Genomic DNA, 18,004 nt, shown 5'->3' on the forward strand with positions numbered 1-18,004 from the left:
GATCACGCCTCCACGGCACCGTAAACGAGCTTGTCCTGGCGGGCGCGCAGCTCGGCGATTCTGGAGCCCGGCGCGACCGCCGCATTGGCATAGGTGATGAGCTCGCCCTTCTTGATCGGCGCGGTGACCGAGCCGCCCTGCAACAGGCCACAGGGAATGGCCCGGACCGCATGTGCTTCGGGCGCGGTCATGATCCAGGCGCGGTAGCAGTACTCGCCGATGGCATCGAGCTTGTCGCCGGGCTTCAAATCCTTCTTGGCGACAGCGGCAACTTCGGCCACCGGCTTTGCCAGCGGCACCATATCGGCCTTGCCGTAAAGCACGACGCGCGCGCAGGTCAGCGGCACTTCGAGCGAGGTGAGGTGATAGGGGCGGTGGAAGGTGAAGTACGGGCCCTTGCCCATCTTCAGGTCCTCCATGCGCTCCGAGATGCGCGGATGCGACATGTCGGCGACGACGAAGACGCCAGGTGCTACGCCCTTGCCGATCGAGTAGTCGACGACGCCGACCCTGGACAGCACGCCGCCATCCTTCCGCGGCACCAGCACCTTCGACAATTCGCCGAGCGTCGCGGAAGGGCCATGCATGCCCGGCTTGTCGGGAACCAGTCCTGTCGCGTTGGCGATCGCCGCCATCTCGACCATGGTCTTCGAGCCATCGACGAACTCGACCAGCATGCGCACATTCATGTGGCGGCGCTTGGCTTCCTCCTCATAGTCGGGAGGCGTGGCGTCGATGTTGAGCGGGTTGTTCTTGCCTTTGCCGGCGGCGACGATCGGATGGCCCATGGCGGACACGAACTCGATCAGTTCCATGCAGGACGACGGCTCGTCGCCGGCGCCGAGCGAATAGGTGACGCCGAGCCGGTCGGCCTCGCTCTTCAGATAAGCGCCGATGGTGACGTCGGCTTCGACGTTCATCATCACCAGATGCTTGCCATGCTCCATGGCGCGCAGCCCGATCTCGGCGCCGACGGCCGGAACGCCGGTGGCGTCGATGACGACGTCGATCAGGTCATTGCCGATAACCAAGCTGGAATCGTTGGTCACCGCGATCTTGCCGGCCTCGATGGCCGAATTCATCGCGGACGCGTTCGACACTTCACGCGCGTGCCCGGTTTCCTGGAAGGCGATATCGACGGCCTTGCCGGCCGCCGGCAGGTTCAATTCGGAGATGGCGCCGATCTCGATGCCGGACATATGGGCGACGCGGGTGACGATGTCGGTGCCCATTTCGCCGGAGCCGATAAGGCCGATGCGGATGGGCTTGCCGGACTTGGCGCGTTCCTCAAGGTCGCGGGCAAGGCCCGTCAACGAAATGTTGGATGCCATACCGTATATTCCTCCCATATTGCATGCTGTTCGGTTGCTTGACGGGTATTGAACATATGTATTTCTGTCAAGACTAATGTCCAATTATTCGATCATCAGTCGCCGCTTTTCGAATTGGTCCAAGCGCCACCGTGAAAGGTGCGGAGCAGCCGCGCGCGCACCGATTTTCGCGGCCGTCTCCGGCCACTTTATCGGTAGCTGGTTACGGCCGCTCGACGGCGGCTTTGACATCATCAACAGATATCTAGGCGGCAATAGTTATTGGCAAACGTCGACCCATTCGGCGCCGACCAGATCGGCCATGCGCTGCGGTGCGATGCGCACCGCGGCGTTGGTGGCGCCGGCGGCGGGAACGACCTCGTCAAAGGCCTTCAGCGAGACATCGCAATAGATCGGCAGCGGCGCCGGCAGGCCGAACGGGCAGACGCCGCCCGGCGGATGGCTGGTGGCCGCCACCACTTCGTCGCCGCCCAGCATGCGCGGCTTGCCGCCCATCCTGTCCTTGAATTTACGGTTGTCGAGCCTGGCGATGCCGCTGGTCACGACCAGCATGGTTTCGTCGCCGACGCGCAGGCAGATCGTCTTGGCTATCTGCGCCGGCATAACGCCATGGGCTTCGGCCGCCAGCGCCACCGTGGCCGAACTTGCCTCGGTGACCATGACTTCGATGTCCGGCGCGTGCTCGGCAAAAAAGGCGCGAACCGATTCCAAGCTCATGGCGACCTCTCGTCAGACATATCGAACCGCATGCCGGCGAATCGCATGGCGGCGCAGCCATTGGCAAGAGCCGTGGTTCAGCATTGTACTTATCAAAAAGCCCGCCTGGCGGATGCCGGCGGGCTCTCGAATGGACGCTTGCTCGCGTCTCTATTGCTGTGTGGGCCGGTCTTCGGCGGCCGGCACCCGGATCAATTCCTCTTCCGGCACCTGCAATGCCAAGGCAATGCGCCGGAGCTTCGCCGGATCGGCATCCTTGCCGTCCTCGATATCGATGATCTCACCCACGGCCAAGCCGCACGTCAATGAGAGCTCCTCGATCGTGTATCCCCTGGTTTCGCGGGCAGCTTTCAGCGGGTTGAGGCCGGGCGCGGCAATGATGTCGTTGGAAACAGCGCTTCGTGCGGTGTTGGGCATGGCAACTCCTTGAGATGAAACAGGGTCGGATGAAATGTGGCGTTGCCTGAGACGGGCGCAGAATGCTCGTTAACGATTGATTTGCCAAGAGCAGGGCCGCGGCCATAACGCCATCGTGAAGCGGCATTTGGACCGTATGTCCACAGGCCTCGTACATGTAAGGCGGCGGCGCGCCCAATCAAGTTCTTTTGAAGGGTCCCGAACCGAATTCGCCAGCATTTTCGACGCCTCAGCTCGTTAGCTTGCTGTCGCCGGCTATCGACAGATGGATGCCGGCCATTTTTTGGAAGGACCAGACCCCATGAACTTGAAATTGTTCGCGATCGTGCTCGGCACGATTTCAGTTGTCGGCGCGGCGGAGGCCCAGGCGGCGGACGCGACACGCGTGCGCGGCACGGTGGTGGAGCTCGCCGGCTCGACGCTGACGGTAAAAGACCGTGACGGCAAGACCGATGCCATCACGCTGGCCGATGGCTGGAAGATCTCAGGCGTCGCCAAGGCGTCGGCTGGGGATATCAAGCAGGGCGATTTCCTCGGCATCGCCTCAGTTTCAAAAGCCGATGGCGGCAGCGGCGCGCTGGAGGTCGTGGTCTTCCCGGCCGCTCTCAAAGGCACCGGCGAGGGCGACCGCGACTGGGACCTGCAGCCTAACAGCCGCATGACCAATGGCACCGTCGCCGACGTCACCGAGATCAACGGCCGTTCGGTGACGCTGACTTATGACAACGGCCAGAAGAAGCAGATCGCGATCCCGCAAACGACGCCGATCGTGACTATCGCGAGCGCCACGCCGGCGGATCTGACGCCGGGCACGGCCGTCTTCGTCAACGCCGAACGCGACGGCGACGGCAAGCTCGTCTCAAGCCGCGTCGTGGTCGGCAATCACGGCATCGCGCCGCCGATGTGAGGCAGGCACTTTCCGTGTGTCCGGCGATGCTGGCGCGCGCCCGCACAGGCGCGCGCATCGAAATGTCTCCCAGAAACAATCCAGAAACAAAAATCTACAGTTGGGAAAAATTGTCGAAAAAAACCAGGAGGATAGTTCCACTGCGGGGCTTGGGTCACTGATTTGGTCCGGTGGATCTCGGAACGCCCGCGAAAAAAGGAAACAAAGTCATGAAGAAGTCCCTCCTCACCGCGTCCGGGCTGGCTCTGGCCCTGGCGTTCGGCATGTCGATGGTCGGCGCCACCAGCGCTGATGCAGCTCCGATGAAGAAGCATCATCACCATCATCACCACCACAAGCATCATCACCGCCATCACCATCACCACCATCATCATCACCACCACATGAAGAAGGTGGCCAAGAAGGCCTGAGCCGGCTGACTTCCGCGGCGGGAAGGCTGGCTTTGGACAATCTAACCAAGCCGCCTTCCTGCTGATTTTTTGCACCACGCTTGCCTCACCAAGGCGCGTACTGGTGATTATGCTTGGGGATGATGGTCGGTCGATCGGCCCGCTTGCCAAGGGTCACGGCCCGTGCATGGCGCCGCAGCTCAACAACTGTAAGGGCAAATATCTCGACGGCACCGATTCGTCCGGCACCGTTTATGGCAAATGCCGCCCGGCCACCGCTCAGTTTTGCCCCGACAGGCCAGATCAAGTTCGCCAAGCAATACGAGCTATGGAGTGGAAATGACGGCCGTCGATGACGGCCGCCATTTCTGTTTCCATACCTCAAAAATCAGCGCCGGCTGAAGAGAAGACCGGCAAGCACTCCGACCACGACCAGACCGACAGCGGCAGTGGCCGCGGGATTGCCGCGGGCCGTGCGCTCCAGCGCCCTACCCCGGCGCTTGATGGCCGGCAGCGCCTCGTGGAGGCGCTCGGCAAGCTGCGAATAATAATCGGACGCCGTCTCGCGACCATCCTCGTAATAGGCATCGCCCTGTTTGGCCAAAGCCTTCCTGAGATCGTCGAGCTGCCGCGAAAGCGAGGCAAACTTCTTGTCGAGGTCGAGGTCCGAGAGGGTCGAAAACGATGCCATGCAGAATGTCCTTCTCTCCGAGAGAAGGCCTAACGCATGGCTGCGGCAGCAGTTCCGGACCGCTTCGCCTCAATTTTCGAAAGACGAAGCGGCGTCAGCGCACCTGGTCGAGCAAGCGCTTGCACTCCAGAAGGTCGAACAGCGCCTCCTGCAGCAAGGCGCGGTTGTCGCGCGACAGTTTCGAGGAATCCGGCTGTACGGGGCCTTCCTCGTCGCCTTTGCCAAGGCCGAAGAAGCGGCGGCTGGGCTTCACCTTCGGTTGGCCGACCAGCGCGTCCTCGTCGCCACGCGGCTGGGCGCCGGAGGTCAGCGGCACCTGATCGGCCTGCCGGCGCTGCGCGATCGCCTCGACGGCCGCCATGTCGCCATTGCCAATGGCGACCAGAAAATGATTGCCATTCTCGCGCAACAGCTTTTGCACGCCCTTGATTGTGTAGCCCTGGTCGTAGAGCATATGTCTTATGCCCTTGATCAGTTCGACATCCTGCGGCCGGTAATAGCGGCGGCCGCCGCCGCGCTTCATCGGCTTGATCTGATTGAAGCGCGTTTCCCAGAAACGCAGCACATGCTGCGGCAGGTCGAGATCTTCCGCCACCTCGCTGATGGTGCGGAACGCATCGGGGCTCTTGTCCATGGGCGAAACCTCACGCTGGACGGAGATCGGGTCAATTGATCCCGAATCGGTCTTTATTTCAGCGATTTATGACACGATATTCAAGCCCGGCGTCAAACGTGCAGTGGTTTTCAACCGCATTCGCCGCCAGAACTATTTGCCGCTTTTGGTCTTGCTGTTCTGATGCGAGCGCAGGATCCGGCTCTTGAGCACGTTCGACGATTTGAAGGTCATCACCCGCCGCGGCAAGATCGGCACTTCCTCGCCGGTCTTCGGATTGCGGCCGATGCGCTCGTTCTTGGAGCGGACATGGAAGGTGGCAAAGGACGACAGCTTGACCGTCTCGCCCCGAACGATGGCTTCGCAGATCTCATCGAGCACGGCCTCGACGAGCTCGGCCGATTCCGTGCGCGACAAGCCGACCTTCCGGTAAACGGCTTCGGCAAGGTCGGCACGCGTCAGTGTCTTTCCCCCCATGCGACCGTCCCATCAGTTCGCAGAAAACGTAAATCGATACAGGCAACGGCGGAGCCTAAGTAATTGATCCGGCAAGGTCAAGAACCGAACCGGACTGTTCGGCACTTACCAGCGAAGTAGTACCGCGCCCCAGGTGAAACCACCACCCATTGCCTCGAGAAGCACCAGATCGCCCTTCTTGATGCGGCCGTCGGCGACGGCCACAGAAAGCGCGAGCGGCACCGAGGCAGCCGAGGTGTTACCGTGCAAATCGACGGTGACCACCACTTTATCTTCGGCAATCCCGAGCTTCCTGGCGGAAGCGTCAATAATTCGTTTATTGGCCTGGTGCGGCACGAACCAGTCGAGGTCCTGGGCCGTGATGCCGGCTTGGGAAAAGGTCGCCTCGATAACGTCGGTGATCATGCCGACGGCGTGCTTGAAAACTTCGCGACCTTCCATCCTGAGATGACCGACGGTGCCAGTCGTCGAAGGGCCGCCGTCGACGAAAAGCTTGTCCTTATGGGCGCCATCCGAACGCAGGCTCGCCGCCAGCACGCCATGATCGGCAATGCCGCCAGCACCCTCCTGCGCTTCCAGGACCAGCGCGCCGGCGCCGTCGCCAAACAGAACGCAAGTCGATCGGTCGTTCCAGTCGAGGATGCGCGAGAAGGTTTCGGAGCCGATCACCAGCACGCGTTTGGCCAGCCCGCCGCGGATATAGAGATCGGCGGTGGTGACCGCGTAGACGAAGCCGGAGCACACAGCCTGCATGTCGAAGGCAAAGCCGTGATGCATGCCGAGCCTGTTCTGGATCTCGACGGAGGTCGCCGGAAAGGTGTTGTTGGGCGTCGAGGTCGCCAGCACGATCAGGTCGATATCGGCGGGCGTCAGTCCGGCGCTGTCGAGCGCGGCGCGCGCAGCCGCCTCACCCAGCGAAGCAGTCGTCTCGTCGTCGGCAGCGACATGGCGCTGGCGGATGCCGGTGCGCTGGACGATCCACTCGTCCGAGGTCTCGACCATGCCTTCGAAGTCGGCATTCTTCATGATGCGGCGGGGCAGCGCGGCACCGTTGCCGCGCACGACTGATCTGATCAAGGTTCTGTCCTATTCCTCGGCGTCGGCGGTGCCGCCGGATTTCCTGTTTGCCTGAGCACTCGGGTTGCGCGCATGGAACAGATCGAGGTCGGCCTCGATCCGGTCAAGCAGATTGTTGCGCACCATGTCATAGCCAAGCTCGATCGCCGCGGCGAAGCCGTCCGAATCGGCGCCGCCATGGCTCTTTACGACAATACCATTCAAACCCAGGAAGACGCCGCCATTGGAGCGGCCGACATCCATCTTTTCGCGCAGCCGGTCGAAGGCGCCCTTGGCGAAAACATAGCCGATCTTGGCCATCAGCGTGCGGCTCATGGCGGCGCGCAGATAGCCGGCGATCTGCCTTGCCGTGCCTTCGGCTGTCTTGAGCGCGATATTGCCGGCAAAGCCCTCGGTGACGACGACGTCGACCGTGCCCTTGCCGATGTCGTCGCCTTCGACGAAGCCGCGATAACTCATCGAGGCCATGTTGGCCTCACGCAGCATGCGGCCGGCCTCCTTGACTTCTTCCTGGCCCTTGATCTCTTCGACGCCGACATTGAGCAGGCCGACGCTCGGCTGCTCGATGCCGAACACCGAGCGCGCCATGCCGGTGCCAAGGATGGCGAAATCGACCAGTTGATGCGCATCCGCGCCGATGGTGGCGCCGACATCGAGCACCACGCTTTCGCCGCGCGTCGTCGGCCAAAGTGCGGCGATCGCCGGCCGATCGATGGTGGCCATGGTGCGCAGGCAGAATTTCGACATGGCCATCAGCGCGCCGGTGTTGCCGGCCGAGATACAGGCTTGCGCGCCGCCGTTCTTGATGGCCTCGACCGCCTTCCACATCGACGACTTCCAACGGCCATGACGCAGCGCCTGGCTCGGCTTGTCGTCCATGCGCACCGCGATCTCGCAATGGATGAATTCACTCACCTCGGCGAGTTTGGGGAACTTGGCGAGCTCGGGGCGCACCGCGTCCTCGCGACCATAGATGACGAAGCGGATGTCAGGGCGGCGGATGGCCACCGTCATCAGCGCCGGGATGACCACACTCGGTCCGTGATCGCCGCCCATGGCATCGATGGAAATTCTGATCACGTATTGCTTTTCTCACGGTTTGCCTGGCTTGCGGCGGACGCCTGCCAGAATAAGGGGGCTCGCGAAGGTTTGGCGAAAATAGCTGTTTTGCGCCTGCGCACAACCAACTTTTCCAAAATCCGAACCGCTCTCAGGATTTTCCGAGCAGCGAACGCAGCTTTTTCTGGAATTCGCTTTCTTCCGGCTGATCGTCGCTCGCGGCCTCGATCGCGGCCCCGGCCTTGCGCGGGTAAGGGCCGATCGCCAGGCCGAAAAACTGTTCGGCCAGCGCCCCGACATCGATGAAGTCACCGGAAAAAGTCTCTGGGCTGTCAGGCCCATCGGCGTCCAGAATGATCTCGCCGCCGCCTTCGAAGCCCTCACGTCCAAGCTTCGATTCTTCCGGCAGAAGCAGCGCCTCGACCGGTTCGTCGATATGCGCGCTCACCGGATCGAGGGTTACGATGCAGGCCTGGGTGATATCGGCCTCGACATGACCGCTGACCTTGACGCCGTTGCGCTTCCAGCGCTCCACCAGAAGCTCGGCGCGGTAGGTCTCGACCGAGAGCAGCTCGTGGTCTGCGGCAAGGGCGGCGCGCTGCCGCTCGTCGGCCTCGACGACGACCGGCAAGCCCTTCTGCGGCAGCCGCGCGACATTGGCGATGAAGGAGACGGGGCTCTTCGGCTCGGCGTGTTTCATCTCCATGTCCTACTCTGCCGCCGCGGCCGGAAACGCAACCTTGCCGGCAGTGATCGATTCGCTCTTTTGCCCAGCAAGTTCCCGGGACGCCTCGCAAACATAGTTCGCCAGCAGCGGAGCCTCCGGCCAGGCGCCTGCTTCGGGCCTGACATTGCGGGCAAGGGCGGCGGCAAGGGCTGCGCGATCGTCTTCGCGCAAGGCGTCGTCATAAGCCGCGGTGCGGCCATAAAACATCTTAGCCAGCTTCTTCATGCGTTTGGGCACACCGACATCGCTGATGCCGAGTTCTCTCAGCGAATGCTCGACGTCGAGGAAGAACTCGTCGATCAACACCTGCGCGACTTCGGCGGCCGCACCTTCCTCGCCCCGCAGCCTGTGCTGAAACAGGAACATGTGCAGCGACAGCATCTCGAAGCGGCCGAGCGGCGTATCGGGTACATTCCAGTCGGAATAAAACACGGTTTGCCGCGCCGCCGCCACGATTTGTGCGTAGAGCGCGTCGGTAATAGCGCGGTTGGCATAGCGTTCACGACCAAAAAGGCGCTGGAACATTGAGGGCGGTCTCCCGGGGACCTTTTGTTTGATTTGGCCTTGTTGCATCGGCATGCAAGCTGGTTTACCGGTTTTGCGGCCCAGCGCAAGTTGCGGGGATGTGATGGAGAATTGTTGTTGGGTGCGCTGAAATTCAAGTCGTTTCTTACGCCGTTGCCGGCGGGAATGGCCTCTCTCCTGGTGGCGGCCTCCGCGCTTTCAGCCTGCAATTCGTCGAAGATGTTTGGTGATCTTCATCCGAGCCAGACGCTGACGCAGGGCTATGTCATCGACCAGGCGGCCATCGACTCGGTGCCGGTGGGATCGAGCCGCGAACAGGTATTGTTGGCGTTGGGCACGCCGTCGACGACGGCGACCTTCGACAACGAGACGTTCTATTACATCTCGCAGACGCGCAAGCGCTACGTCGCCTTCGCCAAGCCAAGGATAGTCGACCAGCATGTGCTTGCGGTCTATTTCGGCGCCGATGGGCGCGTCACGCAAATCGCCAATTACGGCCTGAAAGACGGCAAGGTCTTCGACTTCATCTCGCGGACCACGCCGACCGGCGGCAAGGACCAGAACTTCCTCAGCCAGATCATCAACGGCGCGAGCAAGCTGGCTCCCGGTATCCCCGGCGGCGGCACGCCATAAGTTTCTACAAGCTTTCGACAAACCAAGACCCGCCGGATCGCCTGCGGGTCTTTTTGTTTGATCCGCCCCGCGGCATGCGATCGGTTTTCAACGCGTGCGACGTGCGGAAGGGCTATCTTACGGATTTTTTGTTTCGGCCCGGGAAAGGACCAGCTTGTCACCGGCAGGGCAAAGCACATATCAGATCCGAAGGGTTGGGGGCTTTGACAATGAGCAGTGACGATCATGCGGCGCTGGAGGGGTGGATGGCGACGGGGACGCCGGACCGGCAAACGGTGACGGCGGACTGGCTGGCGATCGATCCGCCGCCACTCGAAGGCGTAAAAATCAAGGAAATCAGGCCTGTCGCGACTTCGAACGGCTATCTTACCGAGGTGTTTCGCGACGAGTGGGGCCTGGACGGCCTGCCTGTCGGCCAGGTCTTTCAGCGGACGATGTATCCAGGCGCAGTGACCGGATGGCACGCGCACGTTCGGACGCTCGACCGGCTTTTCTGCTCCGTCGGCAGCGTCCGCATCTCGCTCTATGACGGGAGAAAGGCTTCGCCGACCTTCGGTGCGCTGTGGCACAAGATTGCCGGCCCCTTGCGCCCGTCGCTCGTCATCATCCCGGCAGGCGTATGGCATGGCGTGGTTTCGCTCGGACCGGAAACGGCGTTGCTGCTCAACCTCGTCGACAAGGCCTACGCTTACGACGCGCCCGACCACCGGCGCCTGCCTCCGGACACCGAACACATTCCCTACAGACTGGTGTAACTTGGCAGAATCCAGCCAACCCGTTGCTGTTGGAAGGCGCGAGCCGCTGGTCTCGGTCGTCATCGCGACGCACAACCGCCCAGTGGTATTGCGGCAGACATTGAGAAGCGTCGTGGCCCAGACGTTGCAGGACTGGGAGACCATCGTCATCGGCGATGCCTGCCGAGCGGACACGGCGGCCGTAGTCGCTTCCTTTGGCGATCCGCGGATGTCCTATATCGATCTGCCGGTGAACTACGGTGAACAATCGGGACCGAACAATATCGGCTTTGCCAGGGCGCGCGGCCGCTTCGTTGCCATCCTGAACCACGACGACCTCTGGTTTCCCGATCATCTCGCCGCTACAACCGGATGGGCCGACGCAACCAGCGCCGACGTGGTCGTCGCGCGCAGCGTGGTCGTTCACCCCGATCACGAAGCCGGCGGAAAGGACGAGCTTTTCGGATACGGCAAAGGCGGCTTTTACGACCCCGTCCTTACCAAGGGATTTGGTTCAGCCCAACTGGTTCGGCGCAAGGCCATTGACCGGCTAGGACCCTGGCGCCCGGCCATCGAATGCTATTGCGAGAGCTCACAGGACTGGCTGTTCCGGGCATGGCGCAAGGGAGCAATAATCGCAACGCTGCCACATGTAACCGTGCTCGCGCTGCATTCAGGCTCGCGCGAAGGAAGCTATGTCACGGACAGAGCGCTGGAGCAGGAGAAGCTCGTCCGCGCCATGGATGCGCCCGATGCCTTGCGCGCAGAGCTTCTGGCCAGCGTCGTTGACCCGAAGTCGCCGCGTCCGTTCAATTATTTCAAGCGAAGGTTTCTGGCCGCCATATTCGGCGTCCATCCGAGAGCCCGGGAGTTCCGACGCAAATATGTGCCCGGGTCGTATATTGACGCGTTACGCAAAGTTCGAGGCCTTTCGCCGATGCCCGAGCGCGAACCAGGCGTCAAGGAGTTGCTGGACCGCTACAGCAAAAGCAGTGAACCGCCGAAAGCCGGATGAGCACTTCACCCAACCATTGCCGTCCTTGACAAATAGTCGAGCCCTCTCAAACAAAAACCCGCGGGATCGCTCCCGCGGATTTTATCTTGGAACGAGCGCAGCAATCAGCCGTGCGCAAGCACGGCAAGCAGCAGCAGTGCGACGATGTTGGTGATCTTGATCGCCGGGTTCACGGCCGGTCCGGCGGTGTCCTTGTAGGGATCGCCGACGGTGTCGCCGGTGACCGAGGCCTTGTGCGCCTCGGAGCCCTTGAGGTGCTTGACGCCGTCCTTATCGGTGAAACCGTCCTCGAACGACTTCTTGGCGTTGTCCCATGCACCACCGCCCGAGGTCATCGAGATGGCAACGAACAGGCCGTTGACGATGACGCCGAGAAGCGAGGCGCCGAGCGCCGCGAAAGCCGAGGCCTTGGAGCCGGAGATCAGCAGCACGCCGAAATAGACGACGAGCGGCGCCAGCACCGGCAGCAGCGACGGGATGATCATTTCCCGGATCGCCGCCTTGGTCAGGATGTCGACTGCACGCGCATAGTTCGGCTTGGAAGTGCCGGCCATGATGCCGGGATCCTCACGGAACTGCTTGCGCACCTCCTCGACGATCGAGCCCGCGGCGCGACCGACAGCGGTCATGGCGATGCCGCCGAACAGATACGGGATCAGGCCGCCGAAGATCAGGCCGGCGACAACGTAAGGATTGGAGAGGTCGAAGGAGACATCGCCCATGCCCTGGAAGTAGTGGTATTTGTCGCCATTGGCGGCAAAGAACTTCAGGTCGTTCGAGTAGGCGGCAAACAGCACCAGCGCGCCGAGGCCGGCGGAGCCGATGGCATAGCCCTTGGTCACCGCCTTGGTGGTGTTGCCGACCGCGTCGAGCGCGTCGGTGGAGTGGCGCACTTCCTTGGGCAGGCCGGCCATTTCGGCAATGCCGCCGGCATTGTCGGTGACCGGGCCGAAAGCGTCGAGCGCCACGATCATGCCGGCGAGGCCGAGCATGGTGGTGACGGCGATGGCGGTGCCGAACAGGCCGCCAAGCTGATAGGTGGAGATGATGCCGCCGACGATGACGATGGCCGGCAGCGCCGTCGATTCCAGCGAGACCGCGAGGCCCTGGATGACATTGGTGCCGTGACCGGTCACCGATGCCTGGGCGATCGAGTTGACCGGCCGCTTGTTGGTGCCGGTGTAGTATTCGGTGATCACCACGATCAGACCGGTCACAACCAAGCCGATCAGGCCGCAGGTGAACAGGTTCTTGCCGGTGATGACCATGCCGGCAACGGTGCCGATTTCGCCCCAGCCGACGGTTGCCGATGTGGCGACACCCAGGCCGACGATCGACAGCAGGCCGGTGACGATCAGGCCCTTGTAGAGCGCGCCCATGATCGAGCCGTTGGACCCGAGCTTGACGAAAAAGGTGCCGACGATCGAGGTCAGGATGCAGGCGCCGCAGATGGCGAGCGGATAAAGCATCGCTGCGCCCAGCACCGCGCTGCCGCCGAAGAAGATCGCGGCCAGCACCATGGTGGCGACGACGGTCACGGCATAGGTCTCGAACAGGTCGGCGGCCATGCCGGCGCAGTCACCGACATTGTCGCCGACGTTGTCGGCGATGGTGGCCGGGTTGCGCGGATCGTCTTCCGGGATACCGGCTTCGACCTTGCCGACGAGATCGCCGCCGACATCGGCGCCCTTGGTGAAGATACCGCCGCCGAGGCGGGCGAAGATCGATATCAGCGAGGCGCCGAAGCCGAGCGAGACCAGCGAGTCGATGACGATGCGGTCATTGGGCTGCAGGCCCATCGGGCCGGTCAGGATCAGGTAGTAGATCGAGACGCCGAGCAGAGCCAGACCCGCAACCAGCATGCCGGTGATGGCACCCGACTTGAAGGCGATGTCGAGGCCGGCGGCCAGGCTGTTGGAGGCCGCCTGCGCGGTGCGCACATTGGCGCGTACCGAAACATGCATGCCGATGAAGCCGGCCGCGCCCGAAAGCACGGCGCCGATCAGGAAGCCTATGGCCGCGGTAATGGAGAGCAGCCACCAGGCAAGCACCAGCACGACGACGCCGACAATGGCGATGGTGGTGTACTGGCGGGCCAGGTAGGCTTGCGCGCCTTCGCGGATGGCGGCTGAGATTTCCTGCATGCGTGCATTGCCTTGGTCGGACGCGAGGACCGAACGTGTCGCCCAGATGGCGTACAGTATTGAAAGCAGGCCGCAGGCGATGACGGCGTAAAGTATGGTCATTGCCGAATTTTCCTCGATTGATGGCCCAAAAGAACCCCTCCCTGGGCCGTTGAGACGGGAGACGAATTGCCGGCAATCGGAATCCGCCCCCTTCGCTGGCGTGTATGCGAAACAGGGCTCGGAACGTCAAGATATTGTTCGGTTTTTGCCCGGCTTTCGCCCAAAAGGCGAAGCGCGCCGCGACCCTGTTGGCGCAGGCCCCGAATTAGATCGATTGAAATGACGCAGGGGAATCATGCGGCCATGGCGGCCGGCTTTTCGAGCCTATTCCGCTTCCTGTCCCATCCGGCGCGCGGCAAAGCGCTCGATCGCCGAGAATGCGTCGTAGATCAAGACGGCGAGCGCGGCGACGATCAGGCCGCCCTGCAGGACGAAGGCAAGGTTGTTGGATGTCAGGCCGGCGATGATGACTTCGCCCAGTGTCTTGGCCGCAACCGTCGAACCGATGGTAGCGGTGGCGAGGCTGATGACCACCGAGAGCCGGATGCCGCCGAGGATAACCGGGGCGCTCAGCGGCAGCTCGACCTTCACCAGCCTTTGCCAGCCGGTCATGCCGGCGCCGCGCGCCGCTTCCGTGACGTTGCCGGGCAGCGTCGTCAGCGCTGTCAGCGCGTTCTCGAAGATCGGCAGCAGGCCGTAAAGGAACAGCGCGATCAGCGTCGGCTCCTCGCCGAAACCGACCGCCGGCACCGCGAGCGCCAGCACCGCCACCGGCGGAAAGGTCTGGCCGATGTTGACCAGGCTGCGCGACAGCGGCAGGAATTCGACGCCGGCGGGCCTGGTGACGAGGATGGCAAGCGCCACCGCGACGATCGTGGCGCAGGCTGTCGCAATCGCCACTGTTCCCAGATGCTGCAGGGTCAGGCTCAGCAGGCTGCCGCGATTGTAGATTGCCGGCGCGCCGTTCTCGGTCAGCGGCCGCAGCAGCGGCTCGAACCACTCCGGTCTAGTGATGAAGACCACCAGCAGCACCAGCAAGGCGAGCCTCAGCAGCGTCGGCAGCCAGGTTTTCATTGCGGCCTCGCCGCACGCTTCACCAGCCCTTCGACCGTGACGCGGCCGAGCGCCTTGCCGTCGGTGTCCTTCACCGACAGCGCGGGGCGGCCCGTCCACAAAAGCTCGGCCAGGGCGTCGCGCTGGCTGATATCGCCGGGGATCGCCTCGCCTTCCGCGCCGCCCGTCTCGACGGCATCGCGCACGCGTCCAAGCGACAACAGCCTGAACGGCCGCTCGCTGGCGCCGACCAGCGTCTCGACAAAGTCGCTTGCCGGCTTCGCCAGGATTTCAGCGGGCTTGGCGTATTGCACCAGCTTGCCGGCATCCATGACGGCGATCTTGTCGCCCATATGGATCGCCTCTTCCATGTCGTGGGTGACGAGGATGATGGTGGTGCCGAAACGCTTCTGGATCTTGAGCAGGTCCTCTTGCGCCTTGGTGCGAATGATCGGGTCGAGCGCGCCGAAAGGTTCGTCCATGAGCAGCACGTTCGGCTCCGCGGCCAAGGCGCGGGCGACGCCGACGCGCTGCTGCTGACCGCCGGACAGCTCATGCGGATAGCGCGGGCCATAGGCCTGCGGATCGAGCTGGTAGAGCGTCATCAACTCATCGACGCGCGCCTTGATGCGGTCCTTGTCCCAGCCGAGCAACAAAGGCACCGTGGCAATGTTCTGCGCCACGGTCCGGTGCGGAAACAATCCGTGGCCCTGGATGGCGTAGCCGATGCTGCGGCGCAACTGGTAGCCCGGCACCGAGCGGTTGTCGGCGCCGTCGAGCTTGATCACGCCCAAGGTCGGCTCGACCAGCCGGTTGATCATCCTGAGCAGCGTCGTCTTGCCGGAGCCTGAGGTGCCGACGATGACGGCGATCGTGCGGGGCTCGACGACCATCGACACGTTGTCTACCACGGTCGTGGCGTCATAGCGCTTGGTGATGCCTTCGATTTCGATCATGCCGTTTCAACCCTGCGCTTGGTGGCGGTCATCTCGATGACCGCGTCGAGGATGATGGCGGCCGCGAAGGCCAGTGCCACGGTGGGCAAGGCTCCCAGCAGCACGAGGTCCATCGCCGTCTGGCCGACGCCCTGGAAGACGAACACGCCGAAGCCGCCGCCGCCGATCAGCGCCGCGATGGTGGCCAGCCCGATGTTCTGCACCAGGACGATGCGGATACCGGTCAGGATCACCGGGAAGGCGAGCGGGAACTCGACCCCGAACAGGCGCTGGCGGTCGGTCATACCCATGCCGCGTGCCGCGTCGTTGGCCGCGCGCGGCACGCCCGCAAGCCCAACCACGGTGTTGGCCACCACCGGCAGCAGCGAATAGAGGAACAGCGCAACGAAAGCCGGCGCGGTGCCGATGCCCCTGATGCCGATCGCGGCGGCGCCGGGAATGTGCATGGCCACCCAGCCGAGCGGTGCGATCAGCAGACCGAACAGCGCGATCGAGGGGATGGTCTGGATGATGTTGAGAACATTGAGCACCCCTGCCTGCAGCCGCTCGATGCGGTGGCAAAGGATGCCGAGCGGCAGGCCGACGATTACCGCAGCCGCCAGCGATCCAAGTGCCAGCGTGACATGCTTGGAGGCCTCGGCCCAGAAACTGTCGGCGTGACTGGCATATTCCTTGAAGATGGAAAGGCTGTCCAAGCTTCCGGAGACGAGTACCCCGGCGATAGCCAGCGCGGCCACGACCAGAACGCCGACGCGCGCCAATGGCGAGAGGTTCAGCCGGGTCAGCACATCGGCCAGGAGCAGCGTGAAGGCAAAGATCAGCAGCCAGAAACCGGACGCCGGGGCAATGCGGGCTAGAGCGTTGCCGGCAGGCGTCAGAAAACCGCCGGCGATACCGATCAGAAGCGTCAGGGCGACAAGTGCCACGATACTGGTGGCAAGCCTGAGGACGAGCGGCGTCTTCAGCAGGGCGATGATAGCGCCGGCAATGAGGATCGCCAGCAGCAGCGCGCCAAGCGGCGTAGGCAGTGCGTCGAGGATCGAACGCGCTTGTCCTGGCACGATGCGGTTGGCGCGGAAGGTGGCGAAAGGCGCGAACAGCGCCGCGTAGGCCACGATCACCGCGATGACCACGCCGAGCTTGTCGAAGCGGATGGTCATGACGCAAGCCCGTGCTGGGTGGCGGGCGTTGAGCGGTAAGGATTGTAAGGCTTGCGCGAAGCCCCCCTCTCTGGCCTGCCGGCCATCTCCCCCTCAAGGGGGGAGATCAGAAGTCGCGGACGGTTTCGCCAATCCTCAACGCGAGAGAAGGAAGCGGGGCGCAGCCGCAGCCAATCTCCCCCCTTGAGGGGGAGATGGCCGGCAGGACAGAGAGGGGGGCCTGGCACAGACGTCGCGCTTCCGAGGCACGCTGCCTACTTCAAGAACCCGTTCTTCTTCAAAAAGTCCTCGGCGACCGCCTTGGCAGCCTCGCCACCAAGCTGGACGCGGCCGTTGAGTTCCTGCAGCGTGACGAGGTCGAGCTTGGCGAAGACCGGCTTCAGGAGCGTCTCGATCTCGGGATGCTGCTTCAGCACCTCCTCGCGGATGATCGGAGCCGGCTGGTAGACCGGCTGCACACCCTTGTCGTCGCCGAGCACGACGAGGCCGGACGGCGCAATGCCGCCATCGGTGCCGTAGACCATGGCGGCGTTGGCGCCGTTGGTCTGGTTGGCTGCGGCTGCAATGGTGGCGGCGGTGTCGCCGCCGGAGAGCGTGATCAGTTGGTCGGGCTTCAGCGTGAAGCCGTACGTGGTCTGGAAGGCCGGAAGGGCCGCCGCCGAATTGACGAACTCGGCGGAAGCGGCGAGCACCACCTTGCCGCCGCCGGCGACGTATTTGCCGAAGTCGGTCAGCGTGACCAGCTTGTTCTCGTCGGCCACTTCCTTGCGCAGCGCGATCGCCCAGGTGTTGTTGGCCGGCGACGGCGACAGCCAGACGATCTTGTTGGCGTCGTAATCAAGCTTCTTGGCGGTCTCGTAAGCCTTGGCGGCGTCCTTCCAGACCGGATCGTCCGCCTTCTGGAAGAAGAACGCCGCATTGCCGGTGTATTCTGGGTAGATGTCGATCTCGCCGGCGGTGATTGCCTTGCGCACGACGGGCGTCGCGCCAAGCTGGATACGGTCGGTGGTCTTGATGTTGTTGGCGTTGAGGACCAACTGGATGATGTTGCCGAGCACGCCGCCTTCGGTGTCGATCTTCGAGGACACGACCACCTGGGCCTGCGCGGCGACGGTGGCGAGGCCGAGCGCGACTGCGGCGACGGCGAGCTTTCTAATTGAAAACATTGCAAAAATCCCTTGGTTGAATCCGAGAGTCCAGTGGCCGCATATGAGCATGGCTTTAACGACCCGTCGGGGTACACGGTTTCATAACTGAGGGGACCAGCGCAATATTTTTGTTCTGGCGCGAGACCTCGCCGCAAAGCGTCCCGACAGGTAAAGGATTTCGCCGAAACG

General features: G+C 63.0%; 21 protein-coding genes. 6 read left to right on the forward strand and 15 right to left on the reverse strand.

Annotated features, from left to right (window positions below; genetic code table 11):
- Nucleotides 1–2: 2 nt before the first annotated feature.
- From AB6802_RS21685 to AB6802_RS21695, 3 genes are all read right to left on the reverse strand, one after another.
- Nucleotides 3–1,331: an NAD(P)H-dependent oxidoreductase gene (locus tag AB6802_RS21685; RefSeq protein WP_371012216.1), complete on the reverse strand. Its 1,329-nt coding sequence runs from the start codon at nucleotides 1,329–1,331 to the stop codon at nucleotides 3–5.
- A gap of 258 nt (nucleotides 1,332–1,589) precedes the next feature.
- Entirely contained in the window at nucleotides 1,590–2,048 is a 459-nt protein-coding gene (locus AB6802_RS21690; RefSeq protein ID WP_371012217.1) for a YbaK/EbsC family protein, read from the reverse strand.
- Nucleotides 2,049–2,198: 150 nt separating this feature from the next.
- Complete coding sequence (locus AB6802_RS21695; protein WP_371012218.1) at nucleotides 2,199–2,465, reverse strand: helix-turn-helix domain-containing protein; 267 nt, start codon at nucleotides 2,463–2,465, stop codon at nucleotides 2,199–2,201.
- A gap of 301 nt (nucleotides 2,466–2,766) precedes the next feature.
- On the opposite strand from AB6802_RS21695, the gene AB6802_RS21700 reads away from it, so the two are divergent.
- Nucleotides 2,767–3,372, forward strand: a complete 606-nt coding sequence (locus tag AB6802_RS21700; protein WP_371012219.1) for a hypothetical protein — start codon at nucleotides 2,767–2,769, stop codon at nucleotides 3,370–3,372.
- A gap of 209 nt (nucleotides 3,373–3,581) precedes the next feature.
- On the forward strand, nucleotides 3,582–3,782 hold the full coding sequence (locus AB6802_RS21705) for a hypothetical protein (protein ID WP_371012220.1): 201 nt from the start codon (nucleotides 3,582–3,584) through the stop codon (nucleotides 3,780–3,782).
- A 367-nt stretch (nucleotides 3,783–4,149) separates the two neighbouring features.
- Here the strand turns inward: AB6802_RS21705 and AB6802_RS21710 are convergent, their stop codons facing one another.
- Both AB6802_RS21710 and AB6802_RS21715 read right to left on the reverse strand, forming a co-directional pair.
- Nucleotides 4,150–4,452, reverse strand: a complete 303-nt coding sequence (locus AB6802_RS21710; protein ID WP_371012221.1) for a hypothetical protein — start codon at nucleotides 4,450–4,452, stop codon at nucleotides 4,150–4,152.
- Between the two features lie 94 nt (nucleotides 4,453–4,546).
- Complete coding sequence (locus AB6802_RS21715; RefSeq protein WP_371012222.1) at nucleotides 4,547–5,086, reverse strand: MerR family transcriptional regulator; 540 nt, start codon at nucleotides 5,084–5,086, stop codon at nucleotides 4,547–4,549.
- Between AB6802_RS21715 and AB6802_RS21720 the strand changes: the two genes are divergently transcribed.
- On the forward strand, nucleotides 5,085–5,249 hold the full coding sequence (locus AB6802_RS21720) for a hypothetical protein (protein WP_371012223.1): 165 nt from the start codon (nucleotides 5,085–5,087) through the stop codon (nucleotides 5,247–5,249). The genes AB6802_RS21715 and AB6802_RS21720 overlap by 2 nt on opposite strands.
- Here the strand turns inward: AB6802_RS21720 and AB6802_RS21725 are convergent.
- The 5 genes from AB6802_RS21725 to AB6802_RS21745 all read right to left on the reverse strand — a co-directional run bounded on the left by AB6802_RS21725 (nucleotide 5,219) and on the right by AB6802_RS21745 (nucleotide 8,930).
- Nucleotides 5,219–5,542, reverse strand: a complete 324-nt coding sequence (locus AB6802_RS21725; protein WP_140820159.1) for an integration host factor subunit alpha — start codon at nucleotides 5,540–5,542, stop codon at nucleotides 5,219–5,221. The genes AB6802_RS21720 and AB6802_RS21725 overlap by 31 nt on opposite strands.
- Before the next feature lie 105 nt (nucleotides 5,543–5,647).
- The gene (locus tag AB6802_RS21730) at nucleotides 5,648–6,619 is read right to left on the reverse strand and encodes a beta-ketoacyl-ACP synthase III (RefSeq protein ID WP_371012224.1); all 972 of its coding nucleotides are present in this window, start codon (nucleotides 6,617–6,619) and stop codon (nucleotides 5,648–5,650) included.
- 9 nt (nucleotides 6,620–6,628) lie between these two features.
- Nucleotides 6,629–7,699 carry a phosphate acyltransferase PlsX gene (plsX, locus tag AB6802_RS21735; RefSeq protein ID WP_371012225.1) on the reverse strand — a complete coding sequence of 357 codons (1,071 nt, stop codon included), beginning with the start codon at nucleotides 7,697–7,699 and terminating at the stop codon, nucleotides 6,629–6,631.
- A 130-nt stretch (nucleotides 7,700–7,829) separates the two neighbouring features.
- Nucleotides 7,830–8,378: a DUF177 domain-containing protein gene (locus AB6802_RS21740; RefSeq protein WP_371012226.1), complete on the reverse strand. Its 549-nt coding sequence runs from the start codon at nucleotides 8,376–8,378 to the stop codon at nucleotides 7,830–7,832.
- A 9-nt stretch (nucleotides 8,379–8,387) separates the two neighbouring features.
- Complete coding sequence (locus AB6802_RS21745; RefSeq protein ID WP_371012227.1) at nucleotides 8,388–8,930, reverse strand: ubiquinol-cytochrome C chaperone family protein; 543 nt, start codon at nucleotides 8,928–8,930, stop codon at nucleotides 8,388–8,390.
- 117 nt (nucleotides 8,931–9,047) lie between these two features.
- Here AB6802_RS21745 and AB6802_RS21750 point away from each other — a divergent pair, with 117 nt between their 5' ends.
- From AB6802_RS21750 to AB6802_RS21760, 3 genes are all read left to right on the forward strand, one after another.
- On the forward strand, nucleotides 9,048–9,563 hold the full coding sequence (locus AB6802_RS21750; RefSeq protein WP_371012228.1) for an outer membrane protein assembly factor BamE: 516 nt from the start codon (nucleotides 9,048–9,050) through the stop codon (nucleotides 9,561–9,563).
- Between the two features lie 209 nt (nucleotides 9,564–9,772).
- The gene (locus tag AB6802_RS21755; RefSeq protein WP_371012229.1) at nucleotides 9,773–10,318 is read left to right on the forward strand and encodes a dTDP-4-dehydrorhamnose 3,5-epimerase family protein; all 546 of its coding nucleotides are present in this window, start codon (nucleotides 9,773–9,775) and stop codon (nucleotides 10,316–10,318) included.
- Nucleotide 10,319: 1 nt separating this feature from the next.
- A complete protein-coding gene (locus tag AB6802_RS21760) occupies nucleotides 10,320–11,312 on the forward strand; it encodes a glycosyltransferase family 2 protein (protein ID WP_371012230.1) in 993 nt (330 codons plus the stop codon).
- 104 nt (nucleotides 11,313–11,416) lie between these two features.
- On the opposite strand, the gene AB6802_RS21765 is transcribed toward AB6802_RS21760, so the two are convergent.
- From AB6802_RS21765 to AB6802_RS21785, 5 genes are all read right to left on the reverse strand, one after another.
- On the reverse strand, nucleotides 11,417–13,558 hold the full coding sequence (locus AB6802_RS21765) for a sodium-translocating pyrophosphatase (RefSeq protein ID WP_371012231.1): 2,142 nt from the start codon (nucleotides 13,556–13,558) through the stop codon (nucleotides 11,417–11,419).
- A 264-nt stretch (nucleotides 13,559–13,822) separates the two neighbouring features.
- Nucleotides 13,823–14,572 (reverse strand): ABC transporter permease, encoded by a 750-nt coding sequence (locus AB6802_RS21770; protein ID WP_371012232.1) that lies wholly within the window; start codon nucleotides 14,570–14,572, stop codon nucleotides 13,823–13,825.
- Nucleotides 14,569–15,507 (reverse strand): ABC transporter ATP-binding protein, encoded by a 939-nt coding sequence (locus tag AB6802_RS21775; RefSeq protein ID WP_371012233.1) that lies wholly within the window; start codon nucleotides 15,505–15,507, stop codon nucleotides 14,569–14,571. The genes AB6802_RS21770 and AB6802_RS21775 overlap by 4 nt, the downstream gene beginning before the upstream one ends.
- On the reverse strand, nucleotides 15,504–16,667 hold the full coding sequence (locus tag AB6802_RS21780) for an ABC transporter permease (RefSeq protein WP_371012234.1): 1,164 nt from the start codon (nucleotides 16,665–16,667) through the stop codon (nucleotides 15,504–15,506). Before AB6802_RS21780 ends, AB6802_RS21775 begins: the two co-directional genes overlap by 4 nt.
- A gap of 254 nt (nucleotides 16,668–16,921) precedes the next feature.
- A complete protein-coding gene (locus AB6802_RS21785; protein WP_371012235.1) occupies nucleotides 16,922–17,833 on the reverse strand; it encodes an ABC transporter substrate-binding protein in 912 nt (303 codons plus the stop codon).
- Between the last annotated feature and the right edge of the window lie 171 nt (nucleotides 17,834–18,004).

The sequence above is a fragment of the Mesorhizobium sp. RCC_202 genome (assembly GCF_041355295.1).
GTDB lineage: Bacteria > Pseudomonadota > Alphaproteobacteria > Rhizobiales > Rhizobiaceae > Mesorhizobium.